This is a genomic window from Candidatus Vicinibacter affinis, from assembly GCA_016714365.1.
GTDB classification, from domain to species: domain Bacteria; phylum Bacteroidota; class Bacteroidia; order Chitinophagales; family Saprospiraceae; genus Vicinibacter; species Vicinibacter affinis.
Map to the genome: position 1 here is coordinate 211,720 of JADJNH010000006.1, position 13,119 is coordinate 224,838.

10 protein-coding genes are annotated in these 13,119 nt (G+C 36.1%); all 10 read right to left on the reverse strand.

What is annotated here, in order from left to right; translation table 11 throughout:
* Nucleotides 1–289: 289 nt before the first annotated feature.
* On the reverse strand, nt 290–727 hold the full coding sequence (locus tag IPJ53_14060) for a hypothetical protein (protein MBK7800222.1): 438 nt from the start codon (nt 725–727) through the stop codon (nt 290–292).
* A 51-nt stretch (nt 728–778) separates the two neighbouring features.
* Nucleotides 779–964 carry a CsbD family protein gene (locus IPJ53_14065; protein ID MBK7800223.1) on the reverse strand — a complete coding sequence of 62 codons (186 nt, stop codon included), beginning with the start codon at nt 962–964 and terminating at the stop codon, nt 779–781.
* Nucleotides 965–1,209: 245 nt separating this feature from the next.
* Entirely contained in the window at nt 1,210–3,240 is a 2,031-nt protein-coding gene (locus tag IPJ53_14070) for an OmpA family protein (protein ID MBK7800224.1), read from the reverse strand.
* A gap of 11 nt (nt 3,241–3,251) precedes the next feature.
* Nucleotides 3,252–6,503 carry an Ig-like domain-containing protein gene (locus IPJ53_14075; protein MBK7800225.1) on the reverse strand — a complete coding sequence of 1,084 codons (3,252 nt, stop codon included), beginning with the start codon at nt 6,501–6,503 and terminating at the stop codon, nt 3,252–3,254.
* Between the two features lie 194 nt (nt 6,504–6,697).
* Nucleotides 6,698–7,087, reverse strand: a complete 390-nt coding sequence (locus IPJ53_14080; GenBank protein ID MBK7800226.1) for a hypothetical protein — start codon at nt 7,085–7,087, stop codon at nt 6,698–6,700.
* Between the two features lie 426 nt (nt 7,088–7,513).
* Entirely contained in the window at nt 7,514–7,804 is a 291-nt protein-coding gene (locus IPJ53_14085) for a YtxH domain-containing protein (protein ID MBK7800227.1), read from the reverse strand.
* Nucleotides 7,805–8,058: 254 nt separating this feature from the next.
* Nucleotides 8,059–8,739, reverse strand: a complete 681-nt coding sequence (locus IPJ53_14090) for a PorT family protein (GenBank protein MBK7800228.1) — start codon at nt 8,737–8,739, stop codon at nt 8,059–8,061.
* 209 nt (nt 8,740–8,948) lie between these two features.
* Nucleotides 8,949–11,339: a glycosyltransferase gene (locus IPJ53_14095; protein ID MBK7800229.1), complete on the reverse strand. Its 2,391-nt coding sequence runs from the start codon at nt 11,337–11,339 to the stop codon at nt 8,949–8,951.
* 70 nt (nt 11,340–11,409) lie between these two features.
* Entirely contained in the window at nt 11,410–12,438 is a 1,029-nt protein-coding gene (locus IPJ53_14100; protein ID MBK7800230.1) for a pesticidal protein Cry7Aa, read from the reverse strand.
* Nucleotides 12,439–12,887: 449 nt separating this feature from the next.
* Nucleotides 12,888–13,109, reverse strand: a complete 222-nt coding sequence (locus tag IPJ53_14105) for a hypothetical protein (protein ID MBK7800231.1) — start codon at nt 13,107–13,109, stop codon at nt 12,888–12,890.
* Nucleotides 13,110–13,119: the final 10 nt, after the last annotated feature.

Below are 13,119 nucleotides of genomic sequence, written 5' to 3' on the forward strand. Positions count from 1 at the left end.
TATTTAATTAATCAACCAGAAGTGCAAAATCCAGTTGAAAAAATACTAACCCCTATTAACCAAAACTTCATCCTATCCATATAATCTTTCGTTTGGATTTGAAAATATAAAAACCTTGATGAGAAAATTGGTATAATATTGCTCCAATTATAATTCTTGCATCCTCAAAGTAACCTTTAACTTTTCAAGTGCCTGTTGCTTAGCCCATAAAAAATATATCAGGTCCTCAAATTAAATTTAAGAACCTGATAAATAATATATGGAAACCTATTTCAAAAAACCATGTTGCCTATTTGTTGTTCTTGACAGTTAAATTGCTAAGAGCCGTCCCCAATTCATCCATGTCTCTGTTGAATTCTGACTTAAACATTTCCCATTTCTCTTTGCTGTCTGCCTTATACTCATTCAATTTTTTCTGAGTATCTGCATTCTTTTGTTCCAACTCAGCGATCTTCTTATTGTATTCGTCTTTTACCGCTTTCTTTTCATTAGCAATCCTACTCTTAAAATCAGCGATCAACTGATTATTGGAAGCAATACGGTCTTCATTTACTTTTTTGTAATTCTGAATATCCTGAAGGTATTCCTGATTAGCCTGTTCTAAATCCTTGTTGGCCTGATTGACTTCCTGTTGGGCAGTGTTTACCTTCTCTGCTGGAGAGGAGCACATCATGATCATACTCGAAATCAAAATAACTGGTAATATATAATAAAATAATTTTTTCATTTTTTTGTAATTTTAATGGTTAAATTTGGTGACTCAAAGTGTATTAATTTATTAAAGTTCTGCCATCATTTTCTGCCATTCTTCTTTTGATTTGCCAAGTTTTATTTGCAACTTACCAATCATTTCATCCATCTTACCTTCCCCAAACATAAGATCATCATCTGTCAGTTCTGCAAATTTTTGCTTTAGTTTCCCCTTTTGCTCGTTCCAATTTCCCTTCATTTCAGTAGAGTTCATTTTTTAAATATTTATTGTGTGAATGAATTATCACTTCCCAAAGATGCAATAACCTTGATTAAAATAATTACATCCAAAAAAATATTACTTACATATTTTACACAATTTTAAAAAAATGAAATCCTGCAAAATCAATTTTAAAATCAATGACAAGAGACAATTTTATCAGACATGAACTGGGATTAATAAAAGAGCTACCTATTTTACAATAGGTAGCCCCCCATTATTAACCCTTCAAATTACACTTACCTTTCTTTATTTGGAATGATGTCTATAATTACGGTGCGATTATAGGCTCTTTCTTCAGGAAACTTATTGCCAAAAGGAGCAAAAGTATCATCCTCTCCCATACCCATGGTTTCAAAAGTAATATCACTTCTACCTGCCAATGCCGGACTTGAAGACAAAATTGTTTTCACATCCATAGCCCTGGCCAGTGATAATTTCTGATTATTGACTTCATCACCAATGGCATCTGTATGACCGTGTATGATTACTTTAGCACCTACAGGTATTTTTTTTGCAACCACCTCAGTGAGATATTTTTCATAAATCGAAACTGCTTTTGACTCATTAAATTCATAAATCACACTATATCTAATCCCCTGTTCATTTTCGTCCGGTTTCCAAAGGACCATATGAACTTTATTGCTTTGTGAAATAATCTTGCCATCTTCCCTTATCCCCTTCATAGTAACCACAAAATCTCCTTCAGGTCTTTCACCTAAAATGGTTTTACCAGGAATGGTAACCAGATCTTTGTAATAAGGTCCAAAACTTTGAATTTTGCCTTTACTATCTTTTACTTCTATATTCCAGGATGTAAATGCTTGCGTGGCCCCCTCTACATTAAATGAAACATAACTATCTAATGGTGCTTCCTGAATAGAATTAATTTCGATAGGTTTTAACAACATTTCCTTGCCACTTTGAAATTCCATCAACAGTGCCGGAGAATTACTTTCAATCGATACTCGCTGATCTCCTTCACGAAGTAAATCAAGTTCCAAAGTTCCTCCAGGTTGTTCAGATGGAATTTTTGGTTTGTCGCGTCCTTCAATTCCAATTCTGCTTGGCATTATAGAGAATACATTCACTAAGTAATCCTTCACTGATACTGCCATTAACTTACCATGATCAATTCCTTTGATGGAAGAACCAACCAAAACAATTTCCGATGAAGGATCTTTTTGCATTCTGTCACCTAAAATGTTTAATACATTATAATACACAACCATTTCGCGATCCGAACGTCCAGATAGTTTTTTAGGTTTAAAAACTTCAAGTTGATCTTCTTTAAAGTCTTTAACTTGATTTTTATTTAACAACACATATCGATCTGAAATTTCTGTTGACTCTCCATCAAAATAAACATAGTTTAATACAGGAAATGTCTCCCTCACTCTTCTTGAAACAGGAATGTTTTTAGGAGAAATGATGGTGAATTTAAATTTTGGATCTTCCATTTCGATAATTGCCGGAACAGGTATTTTCTTTCCTCTGCCAAATTTTATCGCTGCTCCAACTCTGACAGTTGTCAAATTCCAGGTTTCTATAGCTCTTGGTGATTGACCGAAGTAAGGCTGAAACGAAACAAATGGAGAAATCATAGATTGAATCTGATGATTTTGTGACGACACAGGAATGTCATATCCTGCCCCAATTTGCATAGACAATAAAGTTTTGTTTGTATTGCTCAAATCACCCTTCACATCAGGATTGGGTAGTTGATCAGGATATGCAGGATTAATTCCCAATTTATAAGTAAAAGAATTGTCAATTAAAAATGCTACCCGTGGACCACCAAACAAATAGAAATTTGATCTAAAAGGAGCAAATTTCAAAGTTGGCTCCACAGTAATATAACTCAACTTAGTGCTCAGGTCCGCAGGACAATCACAAGGTGTAATCACTTGATCAAATTTGCCTTTTCGGCTATCGTATCCTGCCTGAAATCCAAAGCCAAACATTGACCCAGGAGCCTGATACTCTACCAGTGGGGCAAGAAATAACCCGGCCCCAAAACCATTGTGAAATGCAACCGGTGAAGTAAATTCCGCATTCAACTCTTGTGTAGAGCCTCTGTTAAAATTTAAGTTTGCTCCCGCCGATGCTCCAATCCACCAGGAAGGTTTTGAGTATTCAAATGTTTGAGCAGTCAATTGAAACTGCATGGCAGTCATAAAAAGAGCAATCATCACAATGCTCTTAAGTAAATTTTGATAGTGCGATCTGAACTTGAATTGCTTACTATCTTTAAAAATATTATTTTTCATCATTTTAAAATTTAAGGTCTGTTAATTACATTCGTGCCTGTAAGTACTACGGCACCATTGATACACAACATTCTTCCGTCAACGGAAGCGCCCGTATTCATGGTAATAGAAGTCAAGGCTAAAACATTTCCCTGAAAAGCGGTGCTGTTACCAATGGTTGCAGAACTTCCTACCGCCCAGAAAATATTTCCGGCTTGAGCTCCTCCTGCGAGTATTACACTGCCACCAGCTCCACCAATAGTTGTAAGACTTGAGGCTATTTGGAATATCCAAACTGCACTTGGATCACCTTGAGCATCCAATGTCAAATCACCGGAAGCAATTTGCAAGGATGAAGTGGTTTTATAAATCCCCGGAGCTAAAGTTAATCCACCCTGATCACCGGAGATGGTAACTGGTGGAGGATTTGATGCCCCTTGTGCAAAATTATAGGCGGCAGTAAGATCTGCCTTCGCCTGAGTTAATAAAGCAGCAATTCCCGGTGGGGAAACATCATCAGAAGCATAAATTGCTCCATTCACTACAATTGCAGGCGGAAATCCGGTTACTGATGAACGAACACCCGGACTGATACCTACATCCAAATCATTTATCACACTGATACCAGCATTGTTGCTGATTCCAACTCCGGCAATAATCCCAAATCTTTCAACAGATTTAAGATTGACCAAAGGTGGATTAATAAATGTTTTAGTTGTGAAAGTCCAGACATAATTATTTGTCATAGGTGTGCCCGCAAGATCCTTCACACTATTTGTAATAGTTACTGTATAAACAGTATTTAATTCCAAATCATTGGTGGGATTGAATGTAGCAACTGTACCGGAATATGAAATACTTCCCGGAATCAAATTACTACCCTGCTTCAAGAAAAAATTAGCACTGTTAATAGTAGTTGGATCCATAGGCACACTAAAAGTTGCGGTGATCGACTTATTTTGTGCTACTCCAACTGCATTATTGTTTGGATCTGTGGAAATCACCGTTGGAGGAATTCCTGCGACGGTAGTAAATGTCCATACATAATTATTTACCAGTGAAATTCCTGCCAGATTCTTAGCTCCGGTAGTGATGGTTCCCGTATAAATTGTATTTGGTAACAATGCACTGGTAGGATTAAAGGTAGCAGTAGTTCCTGCATATGAAACAGTACCCGTAATGGTATTAGCTCCTTGTTTCAGGGTAAAGGTATTTCCATTGATTGTCAATGGATCCATGGGCATATTAAAAGTCGCCGTAATTGTTTTATTAAGAGCTACTCCGGTAGCACCATTGTTTGGATCCGTAGCAATAACATTAGGAGCAATACTTACTAAAGTAGTAAATGTCCATACATAATTATTTGCCATCGGAATTCCAGAGAGATTTTTAACACCTGTAGTGATGGTTCCCGTATAGACTGTGTTTGGCAACAATGCATTGGTTGGCGTGAATGTAGCAGTTACTCCTGCATATGAAATGGTGCCTGGAATTATATTCACACCTTGCTTGAATGTAAACGTATTTACATTGATGGTGGAAGGATCCATAGGCATACTAAAAGTAGCTTTTATGATCTTATTTAAAGCAACTCCTGTTTCATTATTAAAAGGATCTGTCGAAAGAACAGTTGGAGCAGGAACCGTAAGGGTTGTAAATGACCAAACATAATTGTTCACCATAAATACACCCGCAAGATTCTTTACTGTATTGGTAATTGTCATGGTATAAAGTGTGTTGGACTTCAACGCACTTGATGGTACAAATGAAGCAGTTGTACCCTGATACAATACCACTCCTTTTATCTGATTGACGCCTTGCATCATGATGAAACTGCTGGTATTAATACTGGATGGATCCATGGTCATACTGAAGTTTGCAGTAACAACTTTATTGGTCGGGACATTGGTCGCATTGTTGACCGGATCGGTGGAAATTACAATAGGAGCCAAATTCGATGCAGTGGTAAATGACCATACATAATCATTCAACATTTGAGTACCTACAATATTCTTTACTGAATTTTTAATGGTCGCGGTATAAACCGTATTGGCTTTAAGTGCTTGTGAAGGAGTAAAACTTGCAATGGTTCCGGCATAAGAAATAGTTCCCGGAATCAATGTTGACCCTTGCATCAAGATAAAACTCTGTGTTGTAATGGTCAATGGATTCATTGGTGTACTGAACCCAACACGAATGATTTTATTAAGCGCTACGCCTGTTTCACCATTTGCGGGATCTGTAAAAATAACCGTCGGCGCCAAAATTGAACCTGTACTAAAGATCCAAACATAATCGGCTGACATGTTTACACCTTTTTGACTTTTTACGGATCCACTGATGGTTACTGTGTAAGTGGTATTTGCAACAAGTGACGCTGCTGGAGTAAAACTTGCGGTCACCCCTGAATAACTTACGACTCCGGATATGATATTAGTTCCTTGTCGTAAGATAAAACTGGAAGAATTGATGGAAGCGACATTCATCGCTTCACTAAATGTAGCAGTTATAACTTTTGACAGGACAACATTGGTTTCTTCATTTGCCGGATCTGTTGAAATTACAAATGGAGAAACATTGTTAATGGTCATAAATGTCCACACATAATCATTTACCAATGGTGTTCCGGAGATATTCTTAATTGCGGAAGTTAAGATTGCTGTATAAGTTACGTTTGGATCAAGTAAAGTGGCTGGTTGAAAACTAACAGTAGTGCCATTATATGAAATGACGCCATCTATCTGGTTTGTTCCATCGGTCACAATAAAAGAGCTTGCAGAAAAAGTACTGGCATCCATCACTTCACTGAAAGTGGCGCGAATGACTTTATCCAATGCAACATTCTTTTCATTATTGAACGGATCTGTTACGATGACAATGGGTGACAAGGTAATTCCGGTACTAAAAGACCAAACATAATCCACTTGCAACGCATTTCCTCTGATGTCCTTTACCCCTCTTGTTACTCTACCTGTATATGTCGTGTTTGGTTCCAAATCCTGAACTGGATTGAAACTAGCTGTATTACCTGAATAGGTTAATACGCCAGTTATTTGCGAAAGTCCTGTAATGTTAATGTTTCCGGAATTGATGGTAGATGGATTCATCTCCTCATTAAAGGTTATAGTAATGACCTTATCACGTGCAACCCCTGTTTCTCCATTGGCCGGATCTGTAGAAATAACCAAAGGACAAAGTCCTTTAATATCAATAAAATCATCCTTTTTGCACGAAGCCATTAAGGCCAACGATGCTATAGCAAAAAGGGTAAATAACTTTTTCATTTTCATTAATTAAACGTTAAAAGTGAATGAATTTTCACTTTGATAAATAGATATAAATATCAACTCATGGGTTTGGGGTACACAATAGAGTAATCAGTCTTAATTTAAATTTTAAAAAATCAACTCCTGATTCCCGTTAAAATGTACATCTGATCAAAAATCAAATAATCAAATGGCTTGTATTCAATTGCACTTCAATCGGCCGGTCGTTTCAAATTCAATATTGCGTTGAATGCACTTTGCAAAAAAGACTTTAATTTCAATTCATTGTTAACTCCAATCTGTGAAATGCCACAAAGCAACCCACTTAATACCAATCTCCTTATTGGCTTTTTGGAGGCCCAGTTATAAATTCCTGCTGATAATTCGGAGGATGTAAATCCCAATACCAGATCAAATACTCCATACTTAAAATCACTGGAGGATGCAATTTCACTTATGCCATCTTTTAAATATTCAGTAATTTTTTCTTTATTAAACATTGACAAAATATTATCCTTAAGCACTTCTTCCTGAACCTTACTCTTTGTCTCCAACCTAATAATTTCTTGATCCAGGTCTAATTCAGATGTGATGTAATTCATGACTTTGTGATTTCTACTTTGTGAAGCAAAATTTTAGAAATTATCCTCCTAATACTTCGATAACCAAAAAAAGAAAAAACAACAGAAAATATAAAGATTACACATGACAAGACAAAAAAACCAGCGTATGGCTTACCGATCAATTCTCCCAAATATAAAGACAAACCAATCGCTAAAAAAAGAAAAGAAAAACACAACAGAACCAAATAAAAAATCTTTGCTGTAAGGTAACTGGTCAAATCTATACTCTTCTTAATGGTCTTTAACTGATACAGATTGTACTTAGTACGAACATATTCTTCAGTATATTCATACGCTGATTTAATTTCCTCCATCTTCAATCCCATAATTAAATTATTTACTGTGTAATATTAGAATTTGCAAATATTGATAAAGCAAGTCAATACTTACTAACAAATTCAATCATCATGAAGGCACCTTTTGATCACTTGTTTTAGGATTGTGATTTGTTCCTTCAGGTTTAGAAATCCAGGTCTCACTTATGTGCGTAGCCCTTTCCTTAATGGACTCATACTTCTTAGTAAGCAGACTAATGAATTCATCAATCCTATTTTCCAAATCGTCTGTCAACTCATTTTGTCTCTCTACAATTTTTCTCCTGGTCTTGGATCCTTTGTGAGGTGCAAATAAAACACCTAACGCAACCCCAACAGCAACTCCGGCTGTAATCCCTAACAAAACTTTTCCCAAATTCATAATAGTATTTTTTTTGTGTTATAAAATATTTACTTACTCCACAAAATTGATCTATATTTCTGAATATAATTTACACCTTAAATTTTTTAACTTACATGATTTACTGTTAATTTATAAACGAATCATCCCGTATAAAAAACACTATTCTTTGAAATAAAATTAAATTGAAAAAATATTTAAAAAAAAAATCCTGCTTCTTTCGAAACAGGATTCTAATTTTCAAGGGTATTATTTCAATTTACTCAGCGATATCTTTAAAATATAAAAGAAACACCTACATAAACTGCATTGGTTTTTATATGCGATTTATCTAATAAATAATAAGAATTGTTGATGTCTGTTCTGCTGTTGTCACTGATGTCGATCAATCCAACTACTCCACGATATCCCAATCCCAGTCTTATATTCTTGGCTGGATTCAGAGCAAAATCTACACCTGCGCCATAGGCAAATCCCAAGTCACCTCTTTTTACCGAAAGCACTCCATCTGTCGATCCAGGTGTTCCTCCATCTGCAATCACCAACCTGCTTCCCACACTTATTCCTACCTGCGGACCAGCCACCAAATTCAGATTGACGAATTTATTTTTTCCAGTGTTCAGCGAAAGCATCAATGGTATATTTAAATACTGTAGTTTAATATTTCGCTCTACATCCATCTCCTTATACTTTTGAGACAATGAACTATAAATTAGCTCTGCCTGGATTCCCATGAATCTCGAAAAACTAAATCCAAGAAAGGCGCCCACTCCGTATCCCAGCGTCACCTCTCCTTTAATAACACCACCGGCTGAATTATTGATGTCCAATTTTGAAAAAGTTGGCATCAGTCGAATCCCCACAACAGCCCGCTGTGCGTTAATGCTTCCAGCACCAGTAAATAAAAATGCAGTGAAAGCACAAAAAATAAATAATTTCATTTTAAAGTTAAACATAAATTTAAGATTGATTTTAATTAGGATACAAAGATCCTTCACTTCTTTTTATTAAAGTTACAGAAGAACTACTGATTGTTACAAAATTTACATAATTAAACTGGCAATACATAAATCCAACAATAATGCAATTAAAATAAATCTATTGTAAAGTAGAATAAATTCAATTTGACAATTAATCATCTTAACAATTTTATCTGTTTAAAAAATTAATTAAACAGAAACGACAGATCTGTAATCTTGTCATCAAGCTGATATTTCTTGTTTTTACCCTTATTCTGAAGTAAAATTGAATTTTGTTTAGCAATAAAATATTTTTCAACAGTGATTCTTGCCATCAGGTAGCTTATGGTAGATTCTGCTCCCTGATTTAAGTTTACCTGAGTTTCTTCAAGGCCATCATAACATCCTCCTGTACAAGGATTGTACATAATCTGATGCAAATGGTTATTCCCCATAAACCAATTAAAGGCAATTGCCATTTTATGTAAGTGTTCTTTTTTCTTATAGACCTGATAGAATTGATCCAGTCCCAGAATAGTATAAGCCACATCTATTGGCTGCTCACCATGCTTGGCGGCTTTCTTGTCCTTAATGAGCCATGTTTTATTGGAAATTACTTTAATTCCACTATCGTCAAAAGTCATCGACAATAAAAAATCAAAGGATTGTTTGGCTACTTCTTTATAGGTTGGATCACCTGTAACAGACCATGCACAAAGCATTGCCTCTGGAATGATGCTGTTCGCATATGTAAGATAACCTTCAAACCATTGCCATCCATTTTCAGCTTCGTGCCGATACATTTGAACTAAACGATCCGCCAACTTTTTTATCAAAGCCTTATAATCTTCATTTTCCTCCAACTGGAGTGAATAGAATAAACCTTTTATGATAAATGACATGGATCTGGTAGAATGCATTTTCTCCGCAAAGGGAAGTGCACTTATTAGGTTTGCCTTGGCTTCTACAATCCACTCCGCAGGAAGTATTTCATAACACGAAATTAAATATCCCAATGCCCAAATGGCCCTTCCGGTCGAATCAGAACAATTTGTAGATTCATTTTGAGCCGTAAATTTTTTTTCAATATCCACATAATTCAAAAAACTTCCATCCTCTTGCTGACAGTACTGAATAAAATTCAGATACTTTCTGATGGCCAACAAATCTTCCTGGCGATGCGTCATCTTAAAATGCATGCACATGGCGATGAGTGCTCTGGCATTATCGTCCAGAGTATATCCGCTGCTTTGATCCGGTTGGTTTACCAAGGCAAATTGAATAATTCCAAATTCATCTGTCAAACGATTTATATGATCCAGACTTAATTCGGGTAGACGATATTGTAAATTGATAAATTCAGCCTGGTATCCACCTCGTTGAGAACCTGATTTAACCTGCGTGTAAGAACTGTTGATTTGACAGGCAGTTTCCATAAAAAGCAGGGCATGCGAAATTGCAGCATTCTCCCAAGACGTAGGAACAATTCTTTGAAGTACATTCAAACTAAAAGTGGTCCTTAATGTCTCATCACTCATGAGACGATTTACTGCAATGGAAAGTTGACTGTCATTTTGAAAGTCAATAAGTATTCCGGTGTTCTCTCTTAACACTTCTTTTGCATGTGGAATCGGTGTTGAAATAATTGGGCATCCACAACTCATCGCATAGGCAAAGGTGCCACTAACGGCCTGATGTGGATCCTTTGAAGTGAATAAATAAATATCGGTAAGTTGGAGGTATTCCAACAAATCTTCCAGGGGAAGATAGTAGTTGATAAAACTGACATGTTTTTGAAGACCCAATGCCACCACTTTAGCTTCCAACATTTTGCGATAACTTTCTCCTTCATTCAAAATTACACCGGGATGTGTCTTCCCTATAACCAGGAACAGCACATCAGGATTTTCTTTTACAATGAGAGGCAATGCATCTAAAGTTGTCTCAATACTTTTTCCGGAATTTAACAATCCAAAGGTTGACAACACTTTCCTACCTTGAAGGCCATACTTCAATTTTAATGTTTCCTTATTCAGGTGAGGCACAAGATGGGTTCCATGTTGAATGACCTCAATTTTATGCGTTTGAATGCCATATACGCTTTTTAGAATTTTGGCAGAGTTTTTTGTCATGACCACCACTGATGAGCACGCAGAGGCGAGCTGGTTTACACTGTCCTTCATGAATGCTCCGGGATTAGGTAAAACAGTATGGAAAACCAAAATAGAAGGTTTCTCTACCATCTGAATGAATTGCAATAATACATTATCACCTCCAGAAGGAAACAATCCAAATTCATGTTGTATCAGCAGCAGTTTTACATTCTTATCTTTATTGATCAATTGAGCAAGGCTAAAAAAATTAGCTTTGTCCTTTGGGTCCAAAATGTACTTCACCTCTTCAGGATAATTTCGTACTTCCGCATCGGATTGTAATGCACAAACCTTCAACGAAAATGAATTACTGAATTTATTGTTGAGGGCTTTAATTAAATCCTGTGAATAGGTTGCAATACCACATTCTCTGGGTGGGTAAGAACTAATAAAAAGTATTTCGGGAAGTGTCTGTTCCTTAAGCTCCTGTCTGGTCTCATTCATCAATCTCAGGTTCGGAAGTACTGACAATTCCGTACCATCATGAATTCTAATTAAACTGTTGGTATTCATATTAAATGGAATTAATTAAAAGTTCTTTGGTAAGTTCATCCAAACTTATAGTAGCACAAGCAATTCTCTCATCTGCCGCACCATAATAAATATAAAGTGTATCTTCAAATACGGCCGTCCCTGTTGGAAAGCATACATTATTTACCTCTCCCCGTAGTTCCCAGGACAGCTCAGGACTTATCAACGGATAAGGCAACCTGGCAATTTCAATGGTAGGATTTTTCAAATCTAATAGGGCGGCGCAGGCATTGTAAACATATCCTTCTGTAGTATCGTGTACGCCATGATAAATTACAAGCCACCCATGCGGTGTTTTGATTGGGGGACATCCTCCACCTATATAACTTAATTCATGATCATATTTTGGAGCAAGCACGATGTGTTTATCCAGACCTCGCAAATAATCTTCCCAATATTTTGGTGTCAATTCGTCCAGACTCTCAACACTAAACAATTGGATATCTGGTTTTATACGATGAAGAAATGTAAGCTTACCTCCTATTTTTTCCGGAAAAAGCACCAGGTTTTTATCCCAAATTAAATTTAACTTATCAGGATGTGACTGATGATTATTCTTCTCATTATATCTACAATACTTTTCATTTAATTTTAAATCTTTTGTAAGTGATTTAAATGTTTCATAATCTATTTGGGGAACAACAATCCCCTTCCTTTCAAAATGCACCAGATCAACCGAACTGGCAATTGCCGCCAACGCGTTGGTCCCATCGTAGGCAGTATAGCACAAATAATACAGATCGTCGATTTTAGCAATTCGGGGATCTTCTACGCCGTGTGACTCATATTCAGTTTCCGGGAACATAAGCGGATGGTCTAAACGGTGATCGACTACCAGTGGATCTGTTAAACTAGCATATCCTATGCTGGAGAAATTTCCATCCTCCACCGCTCTGTACAACATGTGCAGCTTGTCCTCACCTTGGTAAACTGCCGGATTAAGAACACCATTTTGTTCAAAAACTAATGGAGACTTTTCAAGAACGACGCCCCTTTTGGAAATCTTGATCATTCGAATATATTATTTTAAAAGTAAATTTCTAAATGCGGCAACTGATTCCAATTTTATTTCACTAAAATTGAATGCAAAAAATACAATCTTGAATCAAAGAAATGCCGTCTGGTAAGCTTCATGAGGAATGGCATCAATTGAACATAAGATTCAATCCCTACCCCAGACTAAAAATAATTACAACTAGTGTATCGTCTACATCAATGAGAACATCCGCTTGACCTAATAGGTTCAAATTACTTTAACAAACATCAAACAATAATATGCTAATCACCTGACCAAAGAATAATTTGTTGATTTATTCATGTTGGCAAATAAAAAGTGTAAGGATTATTCTTGACTCTAAATAAAAAATGGAAGGCAAAATTTTTAAATCTTACCTTCCAATCAAAAGACAATTTAAACCCGGTATCTAATTAAAATTTAATTCGCAGAAAAGTAAAATAAATCTATGTTGAACTTTTTTTAGAAAAAAACAAAAATGCAACACCCCCAACCAGCAACACCACACCTGCAATTGGTGACCATTGAACCTGGTGTTTCTTTTCTCCGTCTATTTTAACTGGACCAATGTCCACAATTCTTTCAGTTGTTACATAATTAAAGCTTGTGTACCCTATCATGAGAACTCCCACAACAATCATTATGATTCCTATTGACTTTGATGGCATAATTTTAATG

Excerpts from the sequence above, each read along its gene's own strand:
- IPJ53_14085 (MBK7800227.1), bottom strand. The coding sequence starts at position 7,804 with ATGAATTTGGGAAAAGTTTTGTTAGGGATTACAGCCGGAGTTGCTGTT.
- IPJ53_14065 (MBK7800223.1), bottom strand. The coding sequence starts at position 964 with ATGAACTCTACTGAAATGAAGGGAAATTGGAACGAGCAAAAGGGGAAA.
- IPJ53_14090 (MBK7800228.1), bottom strand. The coding sequence starts at position 8,739 with ATGTTTAACTTTAAAATGAAATTATTTATTTTTTGTGCTTTCACTGCA.
- IPJ53_14100 (MBK7800230.1), bottom strand. The coding sequence starts at position 12,438 with ATGATCAAGATTTCCAAAAGGGGCGTCGTTCTTGAAAAGTCTCCATTA.
- IPJ53_14095 (MBK7800229.1), bottom strand. The coding sequence starts at position 11,339 with ATGAATGAGACCAGACAGGAGCTTAAGGAACAGACACTTCCCGAAATA.
- IPJ53_14105 (MBK7800231.1), bottom strand. The coding sequence starts at position 13,109 with ATGCCATCAAAGTCAATAGGAATCATAATGATTGTTGTGGGAGTTCTC.
- IPJ53_14075 (MBK7800225.1), bottom strand. The coding sequence starts at position 6,503 with ATGAAAAAGTTATTTACCCTTTTTGCTATAGCATCGTTGGCCTTAATG.
- IPJ53_14070 (MBK7800224.1), bottom strand. The coding sequence starts at position 3,240 with ATGAAAAATAATATTTTTAAAGATAGTAAGCAATTCAAGTTCAGATCG.
- IPJ53_14080 (MBK7800226.1), bottom strand. The coding sequence starts at position 7,087 with ATGAATTACATCACATCTGAATTAGACCTGGATCAAGAAATTATTAGG.
- IPJ53_14060 (MBK7800222.1), bottom strand. The coding sequence starts at position 727 with ATGAAAAAATTATTTTATTATATATTACCAGTTATTTTGATTTCGAGT.